The following is a 26,137-nucleotide window of genomic DNA, read 5'->3' as shown; positions in this document are numbered from 1 at the left end:
TTACGCCATTCAGATTACCACTTACTCATAAAAAACCTAGCGATTGAACCCAATATCGAACTACGGATCAGGAGGTAGATTCTTTAAAAGCCTGAGAGCTTTCTTTTGTCTATTGGCGGGCATCCTACTCACCACCAAAATGATTTCTGCCATTAGATCTGAAGTTGCGTGGAAATAAGCAACCGGTAGGTCAAGAGCTTTAGCAAGGGCCTCGGCAGTTGCAGGATCCGGGTCATGCTGCCCCGTCTCATAGCGGCTCACGCGAGTTGCTCCTGACACCGAGTCAACCATTCCAATGCGCTCGGCAAGTTCTGCCTGGGTCCAGCCCATGGCGATCCGCGCACCGCGCAGGCGCTTGCCATAGATCGTTGCGGGCGTCTTGGGTTGGGGCATCCGGAATCTTGCACCACAGCTGAACTCCCTCCAAGTCTGACGGTTGGAACCGGATTGCACATCTGCGATTATCGTAAATGCCACCGCGTCGGTGGTCTACAGGGGCTTACCCATGCAGCACGCACGACAGGGAGCCGTCGCGCTCCTCGCACTGGCCATCGCCAGCTTCCCCGCCCTGGCCCAACAACCCGATGAACCGAAGTCCGGCTTTTTCCGGCAGTTGGGGAAGAGCCTGAAAGACGCTGGCCAGCAAGCACTTGGGGCCAAGCCGGCAGCCGGGGCCGCCATGGCCGCGGGTCCCCTTTACACGCCGATCAGTGGTGCTGGCCGCATCAACGGTCTGTTCAAGAACGAGAACCACCAGAGTGCCCAGCAGGGCCGTCTGGATTGGCCGCGGGTCGCGCTGACCTTCAAGGAATGGGGCGCAAGCTTGCCCTGTTGGACCGTGGAAGCCCGGATCTGGACCAGCGCTACCGCCTCCACCACTGAGATCTTCCGGGCATGTGCGGATGCCCCGCTGACCATCCGGGACGACCTGGGGGAAGAAGCGGAGCTCAACAGCAACGCTCGAGCCAAGGCCACCACGGACCTGATGGTGGGCCTGAGGGTTCGGCCCGGGAAGCCGAACACGGGGGACGACCGGACCACTGGTCCTACCCCGCCCCGCGAGCCCTTCAACGTGCGAACGACCCGCGAGGGGGTCGCTTGGCAGGCCCGAAAGGTGGCCCTCAGCGCCGCTTGGGTTTCCGGTTTCCTGCGGGCGGACGACCTGTATCCCGGCCCCTCGGGAATGCTCACGCCCTTCCGCGACACCCGCATGTGGATCGCCGGGTTTGATCCGGCCGGCAACCGCGACAAGTAAGACCCCAATCCTCAACCAGGAAGAGACCCTCATGAACACGATCAGGAACATCGCTTTCAGCTTGACCGCCGCTTTGGCGCTGACGGCCTGCGGCAGCAAACCCTCCGATGATCAGGCCAAGAAAGCTATCACCGCCGAGTTTGAGCGCGTGCTCGGCAGCCAAGTTTGGGTGAAGGAGTATCGGGACTTCAGCCTGAGCGGCTGCAAGAAATCGGAAACGGCCGAGGGAGTGATTTGCGACGTGGGCGGCTCGGTCGTCCTCGACATCGGTGGCGTCGCCCAGGCGCGGCCGTTCGTCCAGCCGGTTCGCTTTTCGAAAGCATCCGGCGAATGGACCGCTCACAAGCTCTGAGGCCACCATGACCACGCGTTCTTACGCCCATGTCGGTTGCGCGACGGTCCTGCTGGGAGGCGCCGGCCTGCTCTTTGTAGCCGGCGGCCTTGAGGCCCAGCAGCAGGGCGCCCCGCTGGGCTGGCTCGCTATCGCGGGCGGCTTGGCAATCTGGGCCGTCTTGGGTTTTCTCTACTGGATCAACGCCCGGGCCTACCGGCGTCAGGAAGAGGCCCAACGGCAACCGTACTCCTCACCCTCGCCGAAGCGAAGCTTGTTCTGGAAAGGCTTCTTCGTGACCTGGGCGATCGTGACGGCCACCCACGTGGCAGCTTTCTTGGGGATGGGTTTTGCTGACCTGCTTCCACATCCTGAGCAAAGCAGAGCGTTCTTCAGCATGCTCGTCCTAGCGCTTGTGCCAGCGCACGTGGTGGTTCCGGTGTTGGGCGGGGTTGTTTACAGCATGGTCCGGTCAACGGCATCGGCATAGCCTTGCTTCGGGCTGCTCCAGCTTCCCATCGGACCTTGCGTGTTCGTCGTCGGGCCGCTGATGGCCCGACGCGAAAACCGGAAGGCGGCAGAGGAGACACTTTTGATGCCTCCTCTGCGGGCAACGTCGAGAAACCGTCAGTTGTGCTCCTGATGGCCCGTCACCAAGTCCCAGAAGCCGGCAGCTGAATAGTTAGGGTGCCTCGGAGCCGCGCAGGCTGCCGAGATAAACGTAGAAATGCTGTGTGCTGGCAGCGTATTGACCGTGGTGAAAACGGCTACGATTTCTCCGACTTTTTCTTGAACGAGAACAATGATGTCCTTGTCTCCGTTCACCGCCGATGGCTGAGCATTAGTGAGTGAGGCTTGACTTGCGACGCGCACAAATCTCCATTCCAGGTCTCGCGCGGTGGTAGGAGGCTCGAACGATGCGTCATCAAACTGCGGCACTCCAAAGCCGTGCATCAACTTCCCTGAATACGCATTAACGGTCGTTGCAACCCCATTTCTGTTCCGTAGGACCGGGTTCGGAAGAGGGAAAAATGCTCTCGCTATCGCTTCAAAATCCTTAAATCCGTTAAATCGAAGATCCCGAGCCCCGCCTCCAGCACTTGGATCATCGTTAGACTGGCCCACAAACTTTCTCCAGTCACCGTCCGGCACCGTTTTAAAGAGAATGCGCTCCGGATTTCCGTAGATACCTGCCGCTGTCACTGCTGCCATGAGACCCTCCTGATGGTCTGGATTGAACTTCCTACAGGACATCCATAGCTGACATTCGATCCCTATTTCAAGAGCTCAGGCAACTTTTCCAGACCCTGCCTAATTTCTTGGACAAAGCTGGCTAACGCTCGGCGGCCCGATATGCCACGGACCTCAATAGACACCGCCAAGATTGGCCCGCAGCCGGATATCTGAACCTGCTCCAGCACTTCAATCCTTCCCAGAGGAACAACGGGCGATGACGCGAGCCGCGGGTAAGCAAGTATCACAGGGAGCCCTTTGCTCGCCATAGAAAAGGCCATGGACTCATAGATGTCTGACTCGGCGGCGCGCTCACGACCACGGTCAACTCGGCCTTTGTATTTCGCATCCACATGGAACCGGCGTCCATCTGAAAAAATGGATGTATCCGGCCTGACATTAAGCTTGCCCATTTTGCCGTAGGGATAATGTCTCATCCCCAGTTCCAGAGGCGGTTCCGCCAGCACGTTGCCTGCGCCAAAGCCAAGGCGAAGGGCAATGGTGACGAGATCCTGCCATAGCTGCCACGTCCCCATGACGAACCCAGGAGCCCTAGCCTCGCCTTCATTGAACCCCATGCCAAAGCCGTTCACCACATCCACCGAAAGATCCATCAATGCCTGCCAACGCCGCGACCGACCGGGGACCACCTGGTGAAGCAAATGTCCACGAGGGAGGCGAGGCTGAACTCCCAAATGTGATCTCACTCTGGACAGATCAGCGCTCGCGGCCGGGTTTCGGACGTGCCTACGTGCAACCCCGGCAGCAGCAGAAATGATGGCATTGTGGCGGTTGGCCCTGCTGTATCGGATGACCTCCTGCGGATATCCAGCCGCTCCTGGAATGCGTAAATCAAATGGGTCTACGTCACCGTCGAGAAAGAAATCGTGATCGATGGATCTTTTGTAGGATCTGATTGGGCGGTGGTGATGCTCCCAATACATCTCAGTGATCGCCCGAGCCAACAACGAGTCAAGATCGCTGTCCACATCGGTGTCGGCCCGTATGCGATCAGAGGCGAGCACGTGTCCATGCTTGGAGAGCATGGCAAGAAAGAAAAAATCCTCCTGCCATCCAGCACCGTCAGCGTGTTCCCCCAGAAACTTGGGCGCGATCTCGAGCTCGCAGGATCGCCCCAAATGAAGAAGGCCCGCGACCTTACTGGAAGATACCAACGGCCCGCTCACCTCAATCGGCGACTTCTTGAGCCCAACCTGACGCGCAATTCGTGCGCCGGCATCGGCGATGTGCCGGGCAGCCTCAGCCGTCCCCTTCCCCATTGACGCTGCGAGGGACGGAAGAAGGTTTACCGGCTGCCCATACTCTACGACGGAGAAGCGGGCCATCTAGAGCTACTTTCCAGCAATGCTTCGGAGGCCCTTATACAAAGCCTTGCGTGTCCACTGGCTCTCCCCTTCCAAAGCGTATCGAAGCTCGGTGCCGAACGTGTGCTCAACAAGCTTCAATGGTGACTCCTCGTTGGCGAACTCGGTGGCGTTCAAGGCAATAGCCACGCTACGGAGGTCCCCATAGAAGACCTCTGTGACATGGGCCACCACCTTGTCCCACCCCTTAGCCAGCAGCATTGTCGCCTCTTCGAGTAAAAGGGATGCTGACCAATCCTGCATCAATACGCCATGCCCCACCTGAAAGTCCCTTCCACGCCCTATGGCTATCCTCTCGTTGACCGCCGCCCATGCCCGGGCACTTGCCTCGGCAAGGTCGGCCACGACGCTGGGCTCCTCGGGAAGCTCCCGCTTATGGCCCCCTTCAATCTGAAAGTGGCTTCTTAAGACCGCTTCATCCGGATTGAGCCGGTACGGCTCAAACCGACGGAGGAAAGCAACATCAATGGGCTCCACTGAGCTGTCTGCCTGGTTCTGAACCGCCAGAATGAAGAGACGGTCTGGCAGTGCATACTCCTCAATGAGACCCGTCGGAGGCATCATCACTTCAAAGAACTGCGTGAGCCCGTGAGGACTTCCATCAGGACTGAGGCGCTTGTCCGCCTCGATCGCCACCATGGAGCCACCAAAGACCTGCACGGCGGGGCCTCGGTTGATTTCATCGATGACCAAAAGAGAGGCGCACCCTTCTTGGCGCGCATGTTGCGCTGCTCGGAATAGCGTGCCTTCTACAATAGTGAACTGACCGGCCTTGCCCTCACCGACAGCTGGAGCAAGCCCAGTTACAAAGTCCCGGTATTTCGAGTTTTGATGGAAAACCGTTCGGAAGACCTTCGCCTCCTCTGCATCTTGGATGGCCACATCATCGCCATGACTTAGCGTCGGCGTGCCCTGTGAACCTAGACTGCCCGCCTGAAACGCTGCGGCAATCTCCGAAAGCAGTCGCGTCTTGCCAACGCCGGGAGGGCCCGAAAGCAAGACATTCTTCGATGAAGCCAGGAGATTTAGAACTTCGCGCACGGCGACAGATGCGGAATCAGACATGGCAATGCATCCGTCCAGTTTGCAAATCGAAGAATCCGTAAGATGCCCGGCGTGTAGATTTTTTGCTGTCTAGGCAGCCGAGAATGTGCTGCTTCACCGCCGCGCTCCATTTGTCTTTGCGAAGCGAAGCCTCAGTTGTAAACCGGGGCCAGATGTTGCCATCATCTGTCTGAATGAGCAGAAGCAGCACACGGTCTCCCGCAGTTATCGGCGGGATGACCCCTTGGAAAACACCGTAGGTGTGAACGCGTGTAATCCGCCACTCACCCTCCCGAGCGCTGGTAGGAGGCTCGATGTAGGCAGCTTCAGAGTGAGTTTCCTGCTTGACGCCTGCACCAGACTTCCAGCAGAACTGCCCCCGGTGACGGATAATGGTCGTCGAGACTTTGTTTCGCCTCCGATTCGCCTTCTCCTGGACTGGGAACATCGCCAAAACGATGGCCTTAAGCTCTTCGTCTCCGCGGAAGCGAAGGTCTCGTGCCCCGCCCCCTGTGTCAGAGTCGTGAGACTGCGCAACAAACTTCCTGCGGTCTCCTGGGAGGATTTCCTTCCAAAGAACTCGGGCGATACCTGCTGCCCCTTTACGTTGACTCGACCCGCTCTGCTCCATAAGTGCCCCCTTCCTCCGGCTCGAAACCTGAATGCTGAGCTGGAACAAAGGCGATCGCCCCTGCGTCCTGCGCAGCAACCATTCGCCGTTGCCAAGGGTCCTTGCCGCCGGACATGCCGGCGAGCACAGAGTCCCAAGTGATCGTTGACCGGCTGTCCTGTTCCAAGGAAGGCTGTCCCCGATCCAACAACGGGAAATCAGCGGCCATTAGATCAAGTTCTGCAAGGGTGACGCTATAGGCACGGGCCACTTCGACATCAATCCTTGTGCGCAGTCCTGCGGCCTCACGGTCGGTTTCAGGGGTCCTGGCAGCCAAGTTAAGCTCATGAAGCTCCCGGGCAGCGGTGGCCAGACGCCTCCAAGGCAACCCGTTGGGCTTTATCGAGGGCATGGGGATACTTAAGAGCACAAAGTAGTTGATGCTGGTCGTAAGGACCCTGCGGAGCATCCAGTCAAAGGTCAAACTATTGACGACGGCCAGCCACACGAAGAGGCGATCCTCATCGGGGTCATTGGGGAAGCAGACTGTTGGGACCTTGTTACCGCACACATAGCCCGGCTCCACCAGGGCTGCCATCATGGAGCGCTCGTTAGTCTGACCTGCGATATCACAGAAGCCGACCCTACGGCGCTGGATGCGCTCTTGGGCCTTGGCAGGACAGTCCTTCGCAGCGATGTAGAACTGAGGGACAACCTCAGCCCCTCCCAACGGAAGGCTTTCCCAGACGGCTGAACGGCCCGATCCAGCGACGTAGGCCTTCGCACCAAAGCGGTGTTGCTGAACATGACGGCCTTCAATAACTCCGATCCTTCCCTTCCCCGGACACCGTGTGAAATATGAGCGCTGGCCTGTCATGTCGACCTCGCGGCAGAACTCTGCAAACCAAGGCGAAAGAGGGTCGTCCATACGCTCTCCACGCTCAACCAAACGCTGGAACAATGCCCAGCTCGCATTGCTATGGACCTCCGGCACACTAAGGTCCGGCCGCACTGCGCGCAGGGTCTTCCTTCCAATGCGAACTCGGCTCAACACCTCCGTCTCTGTTTCCGTCCCACCCTCACGGGTCAGTTGGATAGGCTCCTTTGTATGGGTGTTAGCGTGCTGAGTAAAGCTGAGCGCCAAGAACTTAAAGCGGGTATCTATTCCAAAGAAGCGGGCGCGATTGTCGAACAGCCCAATCTCAAGCCGTTCAGCGCGGTCGAAAAGTGCTTCCCGGAGGGCTTGAGTACCTTGAGAGCGTATCAGCCCCCCCGGGACCAAGACTGATGCCTGACCTCCCGGCTTCAGCAGATTCAAGTAAAGCGCCATGAAAGCCGCATACAAGTCTGGCTCGCCTCGCACCAGGAGAGGAAAACGCCTCGCCAGGAACTCTGCGTAAGACTTCACCTCGCCCGACGATGCTTCGAACGCCGCGCGGTCCATGTGTTCGAGATCAGAGCCGTAGTGACGAGCGGTGCCCTTCCCCAAGAGGAACTCGTGCTTAGTTAGACGAACTTTTTCCCACGGGGGATTAGCAATGATCGCGTCAAAGCCGCGCGGAGCCATCCTTTCCCACTCTGCCGCCTCGAGCGCAAGGCTGTCGCCTGCTCTCCAACGGCTACGCATCTCGATAACCGCACTAAGGTCATCGGTGAGCGCCGCTAGAGACAATGTTGCCCCGCGAAGCGCAGCTTCAGAAAGGTCCATTGCATGGACGCCATTCCGAAGCCAACGAGCCGTCATCCGACGATCATCCCCGCATACAGCCAAGGTCAGCGCTACAAGCAAAATCCCCGAACCCGATGCCGGATCGATGACCTTACTCTTGGCGGTTAGGTTCGGAGCCAAGACCTTCGCCAGACGCTGAGCGAGTCGAAAGTCTGTGTGATACGCCCCAGTGCTTTTCTGCTGGGACGCCGTAAGTGCCTCCCGAGAGAGTGCACTCAGAGCAAGGGCCGGTTCAATGCCAGCCACACGAATCCGTGCAAGCACTGCGCCGGCGACTTCGTCCAGCTGAGCAGCTGGAGCAATCAAAGCCCGGCCAAAAGCTCCTTGGAACTCTGCAACGTCGTGTGAGCCAAGGCGTGCTGCCACAGCCTCCAGCAACTGGAATCGAGCTTCTTCCTGCTTAGACTTGAACTGGCTTGAGAAATCGCGAATCTGAGACGCCGCAGCTCGCAGCCGCGCTTGTTCCAATGTTCCAGGTGAACTCATTTCCGTGCCGTCGCACTCATTCTTGGCAGCGAGGCCGCTGACTTCGGCTCGATGACGACGAGGTATTCACTGACCTCAGAAGCGTTGTCACTCGCCTTCTGATTTGGCCTGTAGCGACCAATACTTGCCAGTGGTTCAACATTGACAACGCCAGTGTCAACCAAACGTTCGGTCAGCTCGTCCAGATCAACGTGACCTTCGCTGCTGTAGGACAAGAGGACTCGCCGTGCGTCAACACCTTGAATCAGGCCAACCAATGCCGCGAGCGCCTTTCGCTTGTAGCAAAAGTCGGATGCCAGATGCTGCCAAGGGCGAAGTCCCGAAACACCCTCCACCACGGGAGCATCGCCATGAACGATCGTTTCCAGGAGGTGGTAATAGGACGCGTATTGGCGCTTCGTGTAAGGGGGATCCAAGTAGACGGTGTCATCAGGGGTAATGCTGACATCCATCACGTCCCCCACCGAAATGTCGACTGGCATCCCTTCGTCGACCAAATCACGCGGACGAAGCAAAAGGCTTCCTTGGCTCTGCGCCGTCCAGCGCGACAAGAAGCATCCGTAGGTGCCCGCAATATTGGCCACACGATTGGCGGCTGAAAGCAGATCTGCTAACAGCACTCGTTCTTCTGAAGAATTCAGCAGCCCCGCCTTGCTCCAGTCGAAAATCTGCGAACGGCAGCTGTCGATACGCGCGGCGTTGGCCTCGGTGAAGTAGCGACGTTCTATACCTGCGCGGGAATGCTGCAAGGAAGCCGGGCTGTACTCGCTCCAGATGAACCCCCGCCGGCCGTCTAGTTCGTTCAGCCGCTCTATCGCTGAGGTGTAGCCTCCCAGCTCAGCGAAGGGCACCTGATTGCGGCCCGTCAGCCGAGCCGAGCTCATGACAGCAGCGTAAGACAGGTGGTCGTTCAGCAACACGGGCCAGCCTAGCTGGGATGCCTGGGCTGCCACAGAGCCCATGCCACAGAAGGCGTCAACGAAGCGACCTTTCCCGGAATATTGCCCGATGAAGGGTGCCAAGCCATCCACGAGGCGAGTCTTCGAACCGATGTATCGCAAGGTCACTGAAGCTCTCCTAAGGGCCCACAAAGTGCTCTAACAGACTGAACAGCCAAGGATTCCAAACTAACGGAATCTTCCGTGCAGTCAAGGGCCGGACAGCGGAACCGATTGTAACATCTGGACCGACGACGGCTCAGAGCCTCCTGGGCCGCCCGCTCTACCCGTCCCTCCTGAAGGGGACAAGGTCAAGGCACTCTCCCACTGTTTCCCGCCCCCCTCGGAAGCTATGATGGACAGGACACAACACAGGACACACTCCTGGTTTGCGATCTGTTGCAGGGTCAAGGGGTTAGGTTCGAGTCGATCCGATCCCCCTCTCTCCGCCAGACAAACGCAAAAGGGCCGCCCACAGGGTGGCCCTTTTGCGTTTGTCTGGCGGATGGGATGGATGGTGAGAAGCCCCGCCGGGGTTCGACGGTTCTGCAGGAGCAGAACCGGACAGCCGCAGGCTGGTCCCGGGGCGCAACGCGCATCGGGATCGGGTGCAGGGATGCACCCGACAATCCCCCTCTCTTCGCCAGATAATGAAGAAGCCGCCCACTGGGCGGCTTTTTTATTTGGATGGCGGGAAGCGCGGTAGGTACTACCGAACTGAACAGGCCCTGCCGCCAGGGGCAGGTCCAACGGTTCGCCCGCCGACAGCGCGCGATCCGCTGCGAGTCACCTGCGCCGGAGCAGTCCCCGCACGCAGACGCCGACGAACGCCAGCCCCAGCAGCATCCACACGACCGTCATTCCCCACAGCGCACCGAACGTATCCAGGACCGGCTCCAGGCGCGGTTGCGCCGGATCGTACAGCACGCGTACCGGCTGTCCAGGCTCATAGCCGAAGATCATGCCACCCTGCGGGTAAGAGACGTGTTGGCCGGTCGCGGTGGTGAACGCAATCTGCGGATGTGATCCGCCCGCGTTCAGGCGCTCGACCTGGCCATCGACGGCCTGCGCGATCTGCAGGAACTCAAGGCGATGCGTCACTTCGAAGGCGGCCACGGCAAGGATCAACAGCCCCACCGCGCCAAACAGCAGACCGCGCATGACCTGGGCAGTCCGGGAAAGAGAAGGGTCGGGCATCGCTGGGCAGCTCCGTTGCAGGCAGGAAGACGAATGGGGCCGGCGGATCCTGCCGCGCGGTCAGTCCCACGTGTCGAAAGCATAGCCCAAGAGCCGCCGCGCCCCGCTGCATGCCATCGCGGCCGCATGCGCCTCGCCACTGACGCACCCGCCTGGTGCAGGCGCCTGTGTTCCGCACAGTCATTCGAGGTGGGCGAAATCATCCGTGAGAAGATCGACTCCGCTCCATGTACCTTGGAGCACTTCGGCGGCTCCTGCGGCCTCGTCGCGCGATACCCCCTTGAGAAGGACAACGTCTGGACGGTTGAAATGCGCCCGGGCAACGCCAAGGCATTTTCCATGAACCTCCGCCTCTACCGCCCCGCCGATGCCAGCGCCTGCCTGTCGATTTTCGACAGCAACGTGCCCACCTACTTCGCGCCCGAAGAGCGCAGCGACTTTGGGCGCTTCCTGCAAGAACAGGCCATGGACTGTGCATTCCAGGTCATCGAACGAGATGGCAGCATCGTGGCGTGCGGCGGCCTGTCGCGACGCGGCGACGGCAGTGCCGGTTTCTGCTGGGGCATGGTACAGCGCGCGCTGCACCGGCATGGACTGGGCCGGGAACTGGCGCTGGCACGCCTGCGCCAGGCCGAAGCGGATCCCTCGATCAAGCGCATCACGCTCAGTACCAGCCAGCACACCCAGGGCTTCTATGCCGGCCTGGGCTTCCAGGTGACGCGGATCGTTTCCAATGGCCACGGCGCCGGGATCGATGCCGTGGAGATGGAGCGGAGGGTCTAGCCCTCCGCACCGCCCTGGATCCACGCAGGCGTGGATCCAACGTCGCCCCACTCTCCTCAGAAGCCCACACGCAGGTTGATCTGCCCGCCCACGTCGCGGCGGCCATCGCCGTGCTGGCCCTGCACGAACATCGACAGCTGGCTGTTGCGGCCGAGGCCCACCGCCACGCCCACCTGACTGACCAGCGCATTGCGTGCCATCACCGCGCTGTAGACGTCGAAGGCATTGCCGCCCACCGCGAAGCGGTTGCGGCTGGCCACATCGGTATCACCCGATGCATGCTGCCAGCCCAGGCCAACCGTCAGCTGCGCCGGGAAGCGCTCGCCGCTGCCCACATCCCAACGGCCGCGCACGCCCACGGTGCTGACATTGAGCGTGTCCTTGCCGCCTTCCAGCACCAGCGCAGCCGTGCCGCCCTGCTCCACCGCACGATCACTGTCGACCCAGTGCCTGGTGAACTGCACATACGGCTGCAGTTGGGTCCTGCCATGGGTCCAGGTCCAGCTGCCCTCCACCTGCGCGATGGTCACATCCGAGTCCTGGCGGCTGTACAGGGTCTGGCCCAGCAGCGGCACCTCACGCGTGGTACGCGTGCGGTAGTCACCGCGCGATACGCTGCCACCGACCGCAAAGCCGTTGTTCCACTGGCCCTGCGCATACAGGCCGAACGTGTTGCCGCGCAGGCGGGCCCGCGAGCTGCGATCGTACAGGCGCGTATCCAGCCGCTCGTTGCCTGCGGCCGCACCCAGCACCACGTGTTCGCCCAGCTGCCAGTCCACGCCCGCCATCAGTGCATTGCGGTTGGAGCGGATGTCATCGCCGTTGCCGTCACCGTCCTGGCGGAACACCTTGCCGCTGCCGGCCAGCCAGGCCGAGGCACGCTCGCCACGCACGGTCGGCAGTTCGCTGCCGAGACGCTGGCGGATGCCCTCTTCCAGGTAGTTGTCGTACAGCAGCACCGCACGGCTGGCCGCATGCACCTCGCCGGACAACTGGTCGAACGCCGCACGCGCGGTACCCGCGTCATACATCAGCAGCGTGTTGTACAGGCCCAGTGCCGGACCACTCTGCGGCAGGCTGTCCAGCGCTGCAGCGGTGTTGTACTGGTTGCGCGTCTTCGCCGCCGTGGTGAATGCCGCGGTCTGCGCCACGTCGATCTGCAGGTTGGCCGTGTTGGCGGTATAGACCGGGGTGATGGTCAGGAAGGCCGACGGCGAGGTCGCCGAAGCGAACTGCCCACTCACGCCACCGCCCGCATTGACCACCGTGTACTGCTGGCCCTGCTGGTAGCTGGTACTCGGCGAAATCGTGTTCACCTGCACGGTACTGCCACCCACGTTGGCGCTGCCGCCCACCTGCACCGTGTCACTGCCGCTGGCACCCAGATCGACGCCCAGCGTGCTGCCCGGCGACAACGTCAGGTTGCCGCCCACCGTGATCGTGCCGGTGCCATTGCCTGCACCACTGCCGTTGCCCGGGCCATTGCCCGGCGACAGCACGCCGCCGCTGGACACCGTCACGCCGCCACCCGTGCCACCGATGGTCCCGGTACCGGACAGCGTGGTACCGCTGCCGATGGTCCACTGGCCACCGATGTTGCCGGTGACATTCAGGCCACCACCGGTGACCTGGCCGGTGCCGCTGAAGCCGCCGCTGTTGCCGCCCAGGTTCAGGCCGCCCGGGCCTGCCTGCACGATGCTGCCACCACCGCTGATGGTGCCGCCCAGCGTGGTGGTGCCGCCGGTGTTGATGACCAGGCCACCGTTGTTGGTGATATTGCCGGTGATCGAGCCGCTGGCGCCGCCATTGCCGACCTGCACGGTGCCGCCGGCATTGATGGTGGTGCCGCCGGTGTAGGTGTTGTTGCCGGTCAGGGTGACCGTTCCGGTGCCGGCCTGGGTCAGGCCACCACTGCCGCTGATGGTGCCTCCGACGGTGGTGTTGCCGCCCACGTTGAACACCAGGCTGCCGTTGTTGCTGACGTTGCCGGCGATCGCACCGCTGGCGCCGCCATTGCCAACCTGCAACGTGCCGCCGGTATTGATGGTGGTGCCACCGGTATAGGTGTTGTTGCCGCCCAGGATCAACGTGCCGCTGCCGGCCTGGGTCAGGCCACCGCTGCCGCTGATGGCGCCACCGACCGTGGTATTGCCGGCCACGTTGAACACCAGGTTGCCGTTGTTGGTGACGTTGCCACCGATCGCGCCGGTCGCACCGCCGTTGCCGACCTGCAGCGTGCCGCCTGCATTGATCGTGGTCGGCCCGGTGTAGGTGTTGTTGCCGGTCACGGTCAGAGTGCCGCTGCCGGCCTGGATCAGGCCGCCGCTGCCGCTGATGGTGCCACCCAGCGTGGTGTTGCCGGCCACGTTGGACAGCAGCGTGCCGTTGTTGGTGACATCGCCAATGATCGAGCCGGTCGCGCCGCCATTGCCCAGCTGCAGCGTGCCGCCGGCGTTGATGGTGGTACCCCCGGTGTAGGTGTTGGTGCCGGTCAGCACCAGCGACCCACTGCCCGCCTGGGTCAGGCCACCCGTACCGCTGATGGTGCCGCCCAGCTGCGTGTTGCCGGCCACGTTGGAGATCAACGCGCCATTGTTGGTGATGTCTCCAGCGATGGCGCCGGTTGCCCCGCCGTTGCCGACCTGCAGCGTACCGCCGGTATTGATCGTGGTGCCACCGGTATAGGTGTTGTTGCCGACCAGGGTCAGCACGCCGCTGCCGGCCTGGGTCAGGCCACCGCTGCCGCTGATCGCGCCACCGACCGTGGTGTTGCCGCCCACGTTGAATACCAGGCTGCCGTTGTTGGCAACGTTGCCGGTGATCGCACCGGTCGCACCGCCATTGCCCACCTGCAGGGTGCCACCGGCATTGACGGTGGTGCCGCCGGTATAGGTGTTGTTGCCGGTCAGCACCAGCGTGCCGCTGCCGGACTGGGTCAGGCCGCCACTGCCGCTGATGGTGCCACCGAGCGTGGTGTTGCCGGCCACGTTGGACACCAGCGCGCCGTTGTTGGTGATGTCGCCGACGATCGCACCGGTCGCACCACCGTTGCCGATCTGCAGCGTGCCGCCGGCATTGATGGTGGTCCCTCCGGTGTAGGTGTTGTTGCCGGTCAGCACCAGCGTGCCGCTGCCGGCCTGGGTCAGACCGCCATTGCCACTGACCACCGCACCCACGGTTGCCGTGGTGCCGAGGTTGTAGACCAGGCTGCCATTGTTGGTGATGTCGCCCAGCACCGAACCGGTGCTGCCACCGTTGCCGATCTGCAGGGTGCTGCCACCGTTGATGGTGGTACCGCCGGTATAGGTGTTGTCGCCGCTCAGGGTCAGCGTACCGGTACCTCCCTGCACCAGGCCGCCGGTGCCACTGAGGACGCCAGCGAACACGGTGCTGGCGTTGTTGCCGCCGGTAGTCAGCGTTGCGCCTCCCAGCGCCACCGTGCTGCCGGCCACACCGGCCAGGCCGCCGATGGTCTGGTTGCCACCGGCGCTGATATCCAGTGTGCCAGCACCGGCCAGGTTGACCGTGCTGGCACCGGACAGGCTGCCGCCGGCTGCTACCGCCAGCGTGCCGCTGTTGATGGTGGTGGTGCCGGTATAGCTGCTGGCACCGCCCAGGGTGACCGTCGCCGCGCCATCCTTCAGCAGGCCACCGGCACCGCTGATCGGTCCGTTCAAGGTCAGCGCGTTGCTGCCGGCCAGAGTCAGCGTGCCGCTGGCCAGCTGCACGGTGTTGGCCAGAGTCAGCGCACTGGTGCCATCCAGGCTGGCGTTGCCGCCTACGGTCAGCGCGCCGATGCCCAGCGAACCGCCGTTGCCCAGCAGCAGGCCACCGGCATTGAGGGTCACGCCGCCCGTGAAGACGTTGACGCCCGTCAAGCCCTGGATGCCTGCGCCGTTCTTTACCAGGCCACCGGCCCCTCCGATGGTGCCGGCGAACGTGGTATTGCCCACGCCATTGAGGGTCAGCGTGCTGCCGCCCAGCGCCACGGTCGAACCTGCCACGCCTGCCAGCGAACCGATCGCCTGCGCACCACCCGCGCTGATGTCGAAGGTGGTACCGGCGTTGGCCAGGGTGACCGCACCGGTCGCTGCAAGGCTGCCGCCGGCACCGATCGCCAGCGTGCCGGCGTTGATGGTGGTGCCACCGGTGAAGGTGTTGGTGCCGGTCAACGTCTGGGTGCCCGAACCTTCCTTGATCAGGCCACCGGAGCCGGCCACCGAACCACTGAAGGTGCCATTGGCAGGGCCTCCGATCGTCAGCGTGTTGGCGCCCAGATTCACTGTACCGCTGCCGATCAGGGTACCGAACTGCTGCGTGCCGCTGCCTGCTGACAGATCGAAGGTCGCCCCCGTGGCCAGGTTGACGGTGCCTGAGGAGGCCAGGCTGGCGCCAGCACCCAGTGCCAGAGTGCCGGCGTTGATGAAAGTACCGCCGGTATAGGTGTTGGCACCATTCAAGGTCAGCGTCGCGGCACCCTCCTTGGTCAGTGAGCCGGTACCACTGAGGATGCCGTTGAGGGTGAGGTTGTTGCTGCCGAGGACGGTCAACGCGTTGTTGAGGGTGAAGTTGTTGGCGAGGGTGACCGCCGTGTTCGAATCGAGCGTCGCAGCGCCTCCGACCGTCACCGCACCGGTGCCCAACGCAGCATTGTTGCCGACCACCAGGCCACCGGCGTTGAGCGCTACGCCGCCGCTGAAGGTGCTGGCGCCGTTGAGCGTCTGCACGCCTGCGCCGTTCTTGACCAGGCCGCCGTTGCCACTGATCGCACCGCTGAAGGTGCTGTCCACGGTGCCGCCCAGGGTCAGCGTGCTGCCGCCCAGCGCCACCGTACTGCCGGCGACGCCGGCCAGCGAACCGATGGCCTGGTTGCCCGCCGAAATGTCGAACGTGCCAGCACCGGCCAGGTTCACTGCGCCGGCCGCGGCGAGGCTGCCACCAGCGCCGATCGCCAGCGTGCCGCTGTTGATGGTGGTGCCACCGGTGTAGGTGTTGGCGCCGCTCAGGGTCACCGTGGCCGCACCGTCCTTGATCAGCCCGCCCGTGCCGGAGATCACGCCGCCCAGGGTCAGCGCCTGGCTGCCGAGCAGATCGAGGTTGGCACCCGATGCGAGGTTGATGTTGTTGGCCAGGCTGACGCCGGTGGATGCATCCAGCGTCGCGTTGCTTCCCACCGTCAGCGCACCGCTGCCGAGCGCAGCGTTGTTGCCGACCACCAATGCGCCGCCATTGAGCGCGACGCCACCGCTGAACAGGTTGGCACCGCCCAGCGTGAGGCTGCCGGCGCCGTTCTTGACCAGGCCGCCGGTGCCGGAGATCGCGCCATCGAAGATGCTGTTGCCAACGCCGCCCAGGGTCAGTGTCTGTGCCCCCAGGCTCACCGTCGAACCCGCCACGCCGTTCAACGCCCCGATGGTCTGGTTGGCGCCGGCAGTGGAGATATCGAAGCCTGTGCCTGCCGCAGTGAGCGTCACCGCACCGGTCGCGGCCAGACTGCCGCCGGGACCGATCGCCAGGGTACCGGCGTTGATCAAAGTGCCGCCGGTGTAGGTGTTGGCACCGGTCAGCGTCTCGATGCCGGCACCGACCTTGGTCAGGCCACCGGTGCCTGCGATCGAGCCACTGAAGGTGCCATCGGTGGCGCCGCCCACTTCGATCGAGTTGGCACCGAGGTTCACCGTACCGTTGCCGACCAGCGTGCCGAACTGCTGCGTGCCACTGCCGGCCGACAGGTCCAGCGTGGCGCCGGTGGCAAGATTGACGGTACCGCTCGCGGCCAGGCTGGCACCGGCCCCCAGCGCCAGCGTGCCGGCGTTGATGTTGGTGCCACCGGTGTAGGTGTTGGCGCCATTCAACGTCAGCGTCGCGCTGCCATTCTTGGTCAGGCTGCCGGCCCCGGAAAGGACGCCGTTGAGCGTCAGTGCATTGGTCCCGATTACGGTCAGCCCGGCATTGAGCGCGATGTTGTTGGCCAGCGTTGCCAGGCCGGCGGTATCCAGCGTGGCAGCACCACCGACGGTCAATGCGCCCGTGCCCAGCGCCGCATCATTGCCGAGCACCAGTCCGCCTGCATTGAGCGTCACGCCGCCACCGAAGGTATTGGCGCCGGACAAGGTCTGTACGCCCGCGCCCACCTTGACCAGGCCACCACCGCCGCTGATCACGCCATCGAACGCGGCGTTGCCGGCGGTACCGAAGGTCAACGAGTTGCCGCCCAGCGTCAGCGTGCTGCCGCCCGCGCCGTTGAGCGCGCCGATGGTCTGGTTGCCGCCGGCACCGGAGATATCGAAGCCTGCGCCCGCGCCCAACGTGACATCACCGACTGCGGCGAGACTGCCACCCGTGCCCAACGCCAGCGTGCCGGCGTTGATGGTGGTACCGCCGGTGTAGGTGTTGGCACCGGACAGCGTCAACGTGGTGCCGCCATTCTTGATCAGGCTGCCATTGCCGCCTACCACGCCCGACAGCGTCAGCGCATTGCTGCCGGGCAGCGTGAGTGCGACGCCCGAGCCCAGCGTGACCGCATTGCCGAGCGTCACTGCAGTGCCCGCATCCAGCGTGGTGCTGGCATTGACCGCCAGCGCACCGGTACCGAGCGCACCATTCGCGCCGACCACCAGGCCACCACCGTTCAAGGTCAGGCCGCCACCGAAGGTGTTGGTGTTGTTGAGGGTCAGCAGGCCCGCACCATTCTTGACCAGGCTGCCGTTGCCGCTCAGCACGCCTCCGAATGCAACGTCACTGGTTCCGCCCAGGGTGAGCTGGGTGCCGGCACCGAAGTTCACCGCGTTGGCCAGATTCAATGCCACCGTGCTGTCCAGCGTGGTGGTGCCGCCAATACCCAGCGCACCGGTACCAAGCGCACCTGCATCGCCCAGTACCAACCCACCCGCATTGAGCGCAAGGCCACCACTGAACGTGTTTGCACCGGACAGCGTCTGCACGCCGGTACCCGTCTTGACCAGGCCGCCAGTGCCACCGATCACGCCGGCAAAGCTGCCGTTGCCGGCGCCGCCAAAGGTCAGCGACTGCGCGCCCAGCGCCAGCTGGCTGCCTGCGACGCCGTTGAGTGCGCCAATGGTCTGCGCGGCACCGGCTGCGGAGATGTCCAGCGTCGCACCGGCACCGGCAAGATCCACCGCACCGGCCGCGGCAAGGTTGCCACCGGCCCCCAGCGCCAGCGTACCGGCGTTGACGGTGGTGCCACCCCCGAACGTGTTGGCGCCAGACAGCGTGAGGCGCGCCGCGCCATCCTTGATCAGCCCGCCGGCGCCGAACACCGGACCGGTCAGCGTCAGGTCATTGCTGCCCAGCACGGTGAGGTTGGCGCCGGCGGCGAGGCCGAGGGTGTTGCCCACCGAAAGCGCCGCAGTGGCATCCAGCGAAGCGTTGCCGCCCACGTCCAGCTGGCCGGTACCCAGCGCCTGTGCGTTGCCAAGCTGCAGTACGCCCGCGTTGAGCCCGACGCCCCCGCTGAACGTATTGGCGCCGTTCAACGCCAGTGTCGCCGCACCGTTCTTGACCAGCCCGCCGGTGCCGCTGATGACACCCTCCAGCGACACGTTCTGGCTGCCCAGCAGATCCAGCACCGCACCGGCGCCGAGGTTGACGCTGTTGGCCAGGTCCAGCGCCACCGAACTGTCCAGCGTGGTGTTGGCCCCCACCGACAATGCACCGGTGCCCAGCGCGCCGGCATTGCCCAGCAGCAGGCCGCCGCCGTTGACGGTCAGCCCGCCACCGAAGCTGTTGGCGCCATTGAGGGTCAAGGTGGTGGGACCGTTCTTCACCAGCCTGCCCGCACCGGACACCACCCCACCCAGCGTGATCGACTGCGAACCCGGCAGCGACAACGCGGCGCCTGCACCCAGTGCCACGTTGTTGCCCAGGTTCAGCGGCGCACCGCCGTCGAGCGAGACGTTCCCACCGATGCCCAGCGTCCCCGTGCCGAGTGCGCCGCTGTTGCCCAGCAGCAGGGCGCCAGCGTTTGCGTTCAGTCCACCACTGAAGGTGTTGGTACCGTTCAAGGTCAGTGTCGCCGCGCCGTTCTTGACCAGGCTGCCGGTGCCGGTGATGTTGCCGGCCAGGGCCAGGTTCTGGCTGCCCGGCAGGGTCAACGCCGCGCCGAGGTTGATCGCATTGCCCAGGTTCAACGCTGCCGTGGTATCCAGCGAACCGTTGCCGCTGACCGTCAGCGCACCGCCTCCCAGCGCACCGGCGTTGCCCAGCACCAGGCCACCGGCGGCAAGATTCACCCCACCGCTGAAGGTGCTGGCGCTGGTCAGCGTCTGCACGCCGGTGCCCTGCTTGATCAGGCCACCGGTGCCGCCGATCACTCCGGCGAAGGTCTGGTTGGTGGCATCACCAAAGGTCAGCGTGCTGCTGCCCAGCGACAGGGTGCTGCCAGCCACGCCGGACAACGCACCGATGGTCTGGTTGCCACCCAGCGAGATATCCAGTGCGCTGCCAGCGCCGGCCAGGCTGACCGCGCCGGTCGCCGCCAGGCTGCCACCACTGGCCAATGACACCGTTCCGGCATTCACCGCCAGCCCACCGGTGAACGTGTTCGCGCCGCCCAGCGTCAGCGTGGAGGCGCCGTTCTTGACCAGGCTGCCGCTCCCGCCGATGACACCGCCCAGCGTCAGCGCATTCGAGCCCAGCACATCGAGCGAACCACCGGCGCCAAGCGTGATGCCATTGCCCACGGTGAGGCCGGCGCTGGCGTCGAGCGATACCGCACCGCCGACGTTCAGCGCCCCGGTTCCCAGTGCACCGCCGTTGCCCAGCACCAGGCTGCCGGCATTGAACACCACGCCGCCGTCGAAGGTATTGGCGCCATTGAGCGTCAGCGACGACGCACCGCTCTTGACCAGGCCACCCCCGCCACCGATCACGCCGTTGAACGTGAGCGCCTGTCCGCCAAGCAGATTCAGGCTGGCGCCCGACCCGAGGTTGACCGCGTTGGCCAGTGCAAGCGCCCCCGTGGTTCCATCGAGCGTCACGTTGCCACCGACACTGAGCGCACCGCTGCCCAGCGCAGCAGCATTGCCCAGCAGCAGGCCACCGGCGTTGAGTGCCACGCCGCCACTGAGGTTGTTCACGCCCGACAAGGTCTGCACGCCGGTGCCCAGCTTGACCAGGCCACCCGTGCCTGCGGCGAACGTACCGCTGTAGCTGGTATCGCCCAGCCCCGCGAGGGTGAGCGTGTGGCTGCCCAGGTTGACCGAACCGCCGAGGCCCGCCAGCGAACCGATGGTCTGGTTGGCAGCCGCCGACAGGTCCAGGGTGGTACCGACGCCGACCGTGATCGCGCCGGTGGGTGACAGGCTGCCGCCCGCGCCCAGCGCCAACGCGCCTCCGGCCAGGTTGAAACTGCCGGTCAGCGCATTGGCGCCGTTCAAGGTGAGGGTGCCGGCGCCGCTCTTGGTCAGGTTGCCGGCACCGGAGATCGAACCGTTCAATGACAACGCATTGCTGCCCAGCAGGTTCAGCGAGCCCCCGCCATTGATCACCAGATTGTTGCCCAGGGTGAAGCCCGCCGTCGTATCCAGTGAAGCGCTGCCACCCACGGTCAGGTTGCCGCTGCCCAGTGCACCGGCATTGCCCAGCACCAGGCCGCCGGCATTGAGGTTGACGCCGCCGGAGAACAGGTTTGCGCCGCCGAGAGTAACGATGCCGGTGTTGTTGACCGTCAGCCCGCCAGTACCGGACAGCAAGCCCCCCAGGCTGAACGCATTGGTCCCTGCCAGGGACAGATTGCCACCAAGGCTGAAAGGGTTGGCCAGGTTCAGACCGGCCGTGGCGGAGGCGATGGCACCGCCGTTGGCGGTGAACAGCCCTGTGCCGAAGGAACCGGCATTGTTGAAATTGACCAGGCCATCATTGAGCGTGGTCGTACCCGCACCCGCCCACGCACCCTGCAGGTTCCAGGTGCCGCTGTTGACGGTGAGCTTCTGGAAGTTGAGGTACTGGTTCCAGCCCAGCGTGGTCACCGCTCCGCCGATGCCGGACCCCGGACCGCTGACGACGTTCTGCAACACCAGCGTGTTGTTGGCCGCACCACTGCCGGTACCGGCGTCGACCGATCCCGCTGCCGCAACCTTTACCCCGGTGACACCGGTAATCACGCCGGCAAGAGCGCTGCCGCCGCCGCTCACAACGCTGGAACCCGACACTGCGGTGAAGGTGTTGCCGCCGGTTGAATCACCCAGGTGAACGCTGCCACTGACCGCCCCCGCATTGAGGAACGTGTTACCGCCAGAAGCACCCAGGCCGACGCGTCCGTCGATGGTGCCTGTGTTGGTCACATTGGCGGCTGCACCACCATAGGTCACCACCGTGGTCGCGTCGGAAACGCTGCCTGCACCGATCAGCGACGTGCTGATCAGGCCGGCGTTGTTGATGGTGGTGGTGCCGTTGACATTCTGTGCCACCAGCGCCTGTCCACCGAAGCCCAGCAGCGTTGCGATGTTGACGACACCCTTGATCTGTCCGCTGGCGTTGTTGTTGACGACGATCGCGCTGTTGTTGGCAGAACCATTGCCGATGACCAGGCCGGGCGAGGCGAGGATGATCGAGCTCGGATCGATCGTGCCATTGTTGTTGACCGTCACGTTGTCGCCGGTCAGCGTTGCTGCGTTGCCGCCACCTACGACCGGCGGCGTACGCAGCAATGCACCCGCGGCGATGTTCAGCGTGAGGCCGTTGGTCGCGTTGGAGTAGTTGTTGATGTTGGTGGTGCTGTCGCAGTTTACGGTTGTGGTGCCGGTGCACGCTGCGAATGCCGATCCGCTGGCCAGTGTGGCGGCCAAAGCCGCCGCCAGCTGGTGCGCCCGCAATCGCGGCACCCGCCCTGCGCTGACCGCGCTTCCGCCGGGGTTCCGGGCGACCTCCGAAGCAACCTGCATTACCCCAAGGGCACGATTGAAAACCAGACGGTAAATGCGGTTCATCGGTAAATCTCCATGAAAAGACCGGATGGCACAGCTGGCAGGTTTTTTGGAGACAATGCGGCCCACCTCGGCTCCCGATGCGGAAACAAGGTTTGAAGGCATTAACTCCTGAAAATCTTCACATCTTCACGCGATCGCACCCGGTTACAGGTACGAAAGCATGTTCATCAAGGCGAAAACTCCCCGGTTTCGCCCGACGAATGGCGGCACTGTGCGACCGTCGGTGCCAGCGGCATGTGAATCACGCTCGTTATTTTCATGACGTACGTCAAATAAAACGGGCGGACAAAATGGTCTTGCCGAAAATGCATATACCTACTGGAAGCGGAGATTCCTTTCCCCGCCATAAGTAAATACATTCAGCTGCTCGAGAGTTTCATCAGCACCAGGCCGGAAACGATCAGCACCGCTGCACCGATCCGCATCGGGCTGACCTGCTCGCCCAGGAACACGATGCCGACCACGAACGCGCCGACCGCGCCGATGCCGGTCCAGATCGTGTAGGCGGTGCCCAGCGGCAGGCTGCGCATGGCCACGGCCAGCAGCCAGAAGCTGGCGATCATGCCAACGATCGTGACCACGGTGGGGGTGAGCTTGGTGAAGCCTTCGGACTGCTTCATGGACACGGCCCAGACGATTTCCAGCAGGCCGGCGAACAACAGATAGATCCAGGCCATGACGGCCCTCCTCTTGGTAGGGCCAGGCCGTCCTGGTCATTGATTCCCGATGTGGGGGAGGTCGTTCCTCCAGGCCGGCATTCTAGCAACGGGGGCTGGCCCGGGCCGCCGTGGGCGGGAACGGGTTACAGCAGATTCAGCGCGTGAAGCTGGCGTCGATGCACCTGCCTGCGCTAGACTACGCGTCTGCCATCGGCCAGCCGATGCGCAGTCCGGCTGTGGTCTCTGGCGCATCGCGCGCTGCTTCCCCTGATCCGTGAACTGGCCGCCCACCGGGCGGCCAACGTCTCTATGGTGGCCCCGTCGGCCCCTCGCGACGCTAGGTCGAAAACCCCGCCAGGGCCGGAAGGCAGCAACGGTATCGATCGACGCGGGCGCCGAGGTCAGCCGGCGGGGCCACCGCCTTTTCTGCACTGGGGTCAGATCCCTTTGCATGGCAAAGGGATCTGACCCCGGCTTCACATGCTTCGCCCGGCATGGCCCAGCGCTAGCGTGCCTGCGGCGTTCCCTGGTGGAACACCACCCGCCACCCCTGTGCGTGCCTGCGCCACAGCGAACTGCGCAGCACCCAGCCCTGCGGCTGGCCATCAAGGTGATAGCGGCTGCGGTAACGCACCTGAGCCAGGTCCTGCGCCAGCAGCGAGACCGCGTACTGCTCCGATTCGATCTGCACCTGCGCGCGCTCCAGCGGAATCTCCGCCAACGCCGCTTCACGGCCGTAACAGCGGCCGGAACTGCCGATTTCGCTGAAATCCTCGTCCAGCAGTGCGGCAAGGCGCTCACGATCAGCCCGCACCGCAGGCGCATGCAGCGCGCGCTCCAGCATCTCCAGTTCGGCGGCCAGCGCCGCATCGGCGGGCCCGCCGGTTCCGCTCACGGCGGATCCTGTGCCAGCACGTTCGGTGCGGTCGGGAAAGCCAGCGGCACACACTGCCCCGGCTGCGCCACTCGGTGCCCGCGCGCGGCCAGCGCCTGGCCATCAGCCGCACTGGCGTAGTGATAGAGCATCATCCGGGACTGCAGCTCGGCGCTGTACTCACGCTCCAGGTCGTCCACGCCGGTATGCGAAGGGTTGCCGTGCAGGCCGCAGTCGTGGGCGATCAGCTCGTTGTCGTTGGCGAAGCGGGCCAGCATCTCCGGAATCGGCCGGGTGTCACCGCTCCAGGTCAGCGCGCCCTGCAGGCGCAGGCCGTAAGCCGTCTCCGGCCAGTGGTGGCGTACCGGGAATACTTCCAGGCGCACGCCCTCATGCCAGAACGCCTCGCCCACCACGATCAGCTGGAAGGCATCCCAGAAGTTGGCACCGCCCTCGGCCAGCACGTTCGGGTAGTCGCCGATGCGCTTGTGCAGCAGCGGCACCACGGTGGCAGGCACATACAGGCGCACCTTGCCGCGGCGCTGCGTGCTGAAGAAGGTATCGACGAACAGCCGCTCGAAACCGGCCACGTGATCCAGGTGCACATGGGTGACGAACAGTGCCTGCGGCATGTGCCCGTAGTGCGCCTTGAACGCGGTCAGGCCTTCGCCGCCGCAGTCGATCGTCAGCCATGGCCGCCCGTCCCGCTCGATCACCGACATCGGCGACCCCAGCTCGACCGCCGACGCGTTGCCGACGCCGAGGAAACGCAACGACCAGCCCATCAGGTGCCCCGGTTCCAGGCCATGTCATAGGCGCGCCTCAGCCGCGCGTAGTCCTTCTGCACGTCCTCCACGCTGCGCTCGCCGCGCAGCTTGATCAGCGAGCGCAGCAGGCGCTTGAGGTTGCGTTCGCGCCAGGCGGTGGCCGGAATGCGGATCACCCCGCGGTCGAAGTCGATCAGCCAGCCATGGCCGTTGCCATCGAACAGGATGTTGTGCGCGTTGAGGTCGGCATGGTCCAGGCCGGCACGGTGGAAGCGGGCGATCAGCCGCCCGGTCTCTTCCCAGGGCGCGCCCCGTCCGGCGACCAGCGCACGGTCGGCCAGCGAGCGCACGCCCTCGATCCGCTCCATCAGGATTGCCGCCCGGTAGCGCAGGCCTTCGCGCATGTAGTACGCGGCGATCGGCCGGGGCACCGGCAGCTTCTTCTCGCGCAGGGTGCGCATCAGGCGGAATTCGGCAAAGCTCCGGGTCCGGTCCGAGCCACGCCAGAGGTACTGGTCATGGCTGATCTTCGCTGCCAGGCCGCCGCGCAGGTAGTGGCGCAGCACGCTGGCGCCGAACGGCGCATCGATGAACCAGGCGCTGCCGCGGCCGCCCTCGCCGACCGGCCGGGCCTTGCTGCCCCAGTGCTGGGGGGAGAACAGGCCAACCTCGGCTTGCCGCAGCCGCTCGCGGTCGAACAGAATGGCCCCGATGCCGCGACCCTCGCGGCATGGCGTCAGCGCTTCATTGGCGTCGAATGCGACCATTTCATTGAGTCTAACAACACATGGCATCAGCGTCCTCCTCCTTGTGCCTCCTGCGCCTGTCCGCACTCGGCGATGTCACCCACGTGGTGCCCCTGGTGCGCACCCTGCAGGCTGCGCGTCCGGACACGCCGATCCACTGGATCATCGACAAGGTCGGCCACAAACTGCTCGATGGCCTGCCCGGCGTCACCTTCCACGCCTACGACAAGAAGAGCGGCATGGCAGGGGTCAAGGAGCTGCGCAAACAGCTGCCACCGGGGCGTTTTGAAGCGCTGCTGCAGATGCAGGTGGCGTTCCGCGCCAACCTGCTGTCGGCGTTCATTCCCGCCGAGCGACGCATCGGCTACGACCGCAGCCGTTCCAAGGACCTGCACGGGCTCTTCATCAACGAGCGCATTCCCGACCGCCCCGGCGTCCATGTGCTGGATGCCATCGGCAGCTTCTGCGAGCCGCTGGGCCTGCGCCAGACCGAGGTCAGCTGGGACCTGGCCGTGCCCCAGTCCGCATATGACTGGGCCGCTGCGCAATGGCAGGACGATGGGCGCCCGGTGCTGATGATCTCGCCCTGTTCCAGCCACGTGCGCCGCAACTGGTATGCAGACCGCTATGCAGCCGTGGCCAACCACGCCGCGCAGCGTGGTTGGCAGGTGGTGCTGTGCGGTGGCCGCAGCGAACTGGAGCGCAGCATGGCCGATGCCATCCAGGCACAACTGCTCACGCCGGCGCTGGACCTGGTCGGGAAGGACACCTTGAAGCAGCTGCCTGCCCTGCTTGCCCGCGCCAACCTGGTGATGACTCCGGACTCGGGCCCGATGCACATCGCCAACGCGATGGGCGCCAAGGTGCTGGGCCTGCATGCGGCCAGCAACCCGAACCGCAGCGGACCGTACTCGGACCGCCGCTACTGCGTGGACCGCTACGACGACGCCGCACGCAAGTACCTGGCCAAGCAGGCCGCCGATCTGAAATGGGGCACCAAGATCGAGTTCGACGATGTGATGGAACTGATCACTGTCGAAGACGGCATCGCGGCTTTCGAGCGTTACGTGGCCGATCATCTGGGGTGATTGGCCGGCCGGGCGTTGGCCTGCGCCCGGCGGTTTCATCCACGCATGGCGTGGACCTCCCCT

Annotated in this window: 17 protein-coding genes and 1 other RNA gene; 6 read left to right on the top strand and 12 right to left on the bottom strand. The window is 64.1% G+C overall.

Going from position 1 to position 26,137, the window contains the following annotated elements:
* Positions 1–60: 60 nt before the first annotated feature.
* Positions 61–393 (bottom strand): helix-turn-helix transcriptional regulator, encoded by a 333-nt coding sequence (locus tag Q9Q79_RS04550; protein ID WP_201861835.1) that lies wholly within the window; start codon positions 391–393, stop codon positions 61–63.
* 112 nt (positions 394–505) lie between these two features.
* On the opposite strand from Q9Q79_RS04550, the gene Q9Q79_RS04545 reads away from it, so the two are divergent.
* The 3 genes from Q9Q79_RS04545 to Q9Q79_RS04535 are packed head-to-tail and all read left to right on the top strand — an operon-like array spanning position 506 to position 2,076.
* The gene (locus tag Q9Q79_RS04545; RefSeq protein ID WP_201861833.1) at positions 506–1,255 is read left to right on the top strand and encodes a hypothetical protein; all 750 of its coding nucleotides are present in this window, start codon (positions 506–508) and stop codon (positions 1,253–1,255) included.
* Positions 1,256–1,286: 31 nt separating this feature from the next.
* A complete protein-coding gene (locus Q9Q79_RS04540; protein WP_185807127.1) occupies positions 1,287–1,607 on the top strand; it encodes a hypothetical protein in 321 nt (106 codons plus the stop codon).
* 7 nt (positions 1,608–1,614) lie between these two features.
* On the top strand, positions 1,615–2,076 hold the full coding sequence (locus Q9Q79_RS04535; RefSeq protein WP_201861832.1) for a hypothetical protein: 462 nt from the start codon (positions 1,615–1,617) through the stop codon (positions 2,074–2,076).
* Between the two features lie 137 nt (positions 2,077–2,213).
* On the opposite strand, the gene Q9Q79_RS04530 is transcribed toward Q9Q79_RS04535, so the two are convergent.
* The 6 genes from Q9Q79_RS04530 to Q9Q79_RS04505 all read right to left on the bottom strand — a co-directional run bounded on the left by Q9Q79_RS04530 (position 2,214) and on the right by Q9Q79_RS04505 (position 10,208).
* Complete coding sequence (locus Q9Q79_RS04530; protein WP_201861830.1) at positions 2,214–2,798, bottom strand: hypothetical protein; 585 nt, start codon at positions 2,796–2,798, stop codon at positions 2,214–2,216.
* Positions 2,799–2,860: 62 nt separating this feature from the next.
* Positions 2,861–4,165, bottom strand: a complete 1,305-nt coding sequence (locus Q9Q79_RS04525; RefSeq protein WP_201861827.1) for a restriction endonuclease — start codon at positions 4,163–4,165, stop codon at positions 2,861–2,863.
* A gap of 6 nt (positions 4,166–4,171) precedes the next feature.
* The gene (locus Q9Q79_RS04520) at positions 4,172–5,269 is read right to left on the bottom strand and encodes an AAA family ATPase (RefSeq protein WP_201861826.1); all 1,098 of its coding nucleotides are present in this window, start codon (positions 5,267–5,269) and stop codon (positions 4,172–4,174) included.
* A gap of 581 nt (positions 5,270–5,850) precedes the next feature.
* Complete coding sequence (locus Q9Q79_RS04515; protein ID WP_201861824.1) at positions 5,851–8,073, bottom strand: class I SAM-dependent methyltransferase; 2,223 nt, start codon at positions 8,071–8,073, stop codon at positions 5,851–5,853.
* Positions 8,070–9,140: a DNA adenine methylase gene (locus Q9Q79_RS04510; protein ID WP_201861820.1), complete on the bottom strand. Its 1,071-nt coding sequence runs from the start codon at positions 9,138–9,140 to the stop codon at positions 8,070–8,072. The genes Q9Q79_RS04515 and Q9Q79_RS04510 overlap by 4 nt, the downstream gene beginning before the upstream one ends.
* Positions 9,141–9,797: 657 nt before the next feature.
* Positions 9,798–10,208 carry a DUF3592 domain-containing protein gene (locus tag Q9Q79_RS04505; protein ID WP_024956127.1) on the bottom strand — a complete coding sequence of 137 codons (411 nt, stop codon included), beginning with the start codon at positions 10,206–10,208 and terminating at the stop codon, positions 9,798–9,800.
* 339 nt (positions 10,209–10,547) lie between these two features.
* Between Q9Q79_RS04505 and Q9Q79_RS04500 the strand changes: the two genes are divergently transcribed.
* The gene (locus tag Q9Q79_RS04500) at positions 10,548–10,991 is read left to right on the top strand and encodes a GNAT family N-acetyltransferase (protein WP_012479278.1); all 444 of its coding nucleotides are present in this window, start codon (positions 10,548–10,550) and stop codon (positions 10,989–10,991) included.
* A gap of 56 nt (positions 10,992–11,047) precedes the next feature.
* On the opposite strand, the gene Q9Q79_RS04495 is transcribed toward Q9Q79_RS04500, so the two are convergent.
* Both Q9Q79_RS04495 and sugE read right to left on the bottom strand, forming a co-directional pair.
* Positions 11,048–21,940, bottom strand: coding sequence for an autotransporter-associated beta strand repeat-containing protein (locus tag Q9Q79_RS04495; protein ID WP_201861818.1), 10,893 nt, complete (start codon positions 21,938–21,940; stop codon positions 11,048–11,050).
* A 359-nt stretch (positions 21,941–22,299) separates the two neighbouring features.
* Complete coding sequence (sugE, locus tag Q9Q79_RS04490; protein WP_005408286.1) at positions 22,300–22,617, bottom strand: quaternary ammonium compound efflux SMR transporter SugE; 318 nt, start codon at positions 22,615–22,617, stop codon at positions 22,300–22,302.
* A gap of 300 nt (positions 22,618–22,917) precedes the next feature.
* Here sugE and ffs point away from each other — a divergent pair.
* Positions 22,918–23,014: signal recognition particle sRNA small type (gene ffs, locus Q9Q79_RS04485), an RNA gene on the top strand.
* A gap of 90 nt (positions 23,015–23,104) precedes the next feature.
* On the opposite strand, the gene Q9Q79_RS04480 is transcribed toward ffs, so the two are convergent.
* From Q9Q79_RS04480 to Q9Q79_RS04470, 3 genes are read right to left on the bottom strand one after another with little or no spacing between them, the layout of a single operon-like run.
* The gene (locus tag Q9Q79_RS04480) at positions 23,105–23,494 is read right to left on the bottom strand and encodes a nuclear transport factor 2 family protein (RefSeq protein WP_106550277.1); all 390 of its coding nucleotides are present in this window, start codon (positions 23,492–23,494) and stop codon (positions 23,105–23,107) included.
* Entirely contained in the window at positions 23,491–24,258 is a 768-nt protein-coding gene (locus tag Q9Q79_RS04475) for an MBL fold metallo-hydrolase (RefSeq protein WP_043033707.1), read from the bottom strand. The genes Q9Q79_RS04480 and Q9Q79_RS04475 overlap by 4 nt, the downstream gene beginning before the upstream one ends.
* On the bottom strand, positions 24,258–25,007 hold the full coding sequence (locus Q9Q79_RS04470) for a 3-deoxy-D-manno-octulosonic acid kinase (RefSeq protein ID WP_111198292.1): 750 nt from the start codon (positions 25,005–25,007) through the stop codon (positions 24,258–24,260). The genes Q9Q79_RS04475 and Q9Q79_RS04470 overlap by 1 nt, the downstream gene beginning before the upstream one ends.
* Positions 25,008–25,027: 20 nt before the next feature.
* On the opposite strand from Q9Q79_RS04470, the gene Q9Q79_RS04465 reads away from it, so the two are divergent.
* The gene (locus Q9Q79_RS04465) at positions 25,028–26,074 is read left to right on the top strand and encodes a glycosyltransferase family 9 protein (RefSeq protein ID WP_012479274.1); all 1,047 of its coding nucleotides are present in this window, start codon (positions 25,028–25,030) and stop codon (positions 26,072–26,074) included.
* Positions 26,075–26,137: the final 63 nt, after the last annotated feature.

The sequence above is a fragment of the Stenotrophomonas sp. a6 genome (genome assembly GCF_030913325.1).
GTDB classification, from domain to species: domain Bacteria; phylum Pseudomonadota; class Gammaproteobacteria; order Xanthomonadales; family Xanthomonadaceae; genus Stenotrophomonas; species Stenotrophomonas maltophilia.
This window is presented reverse-complemented; position numbering and strand designations above follow the sequence as displayed.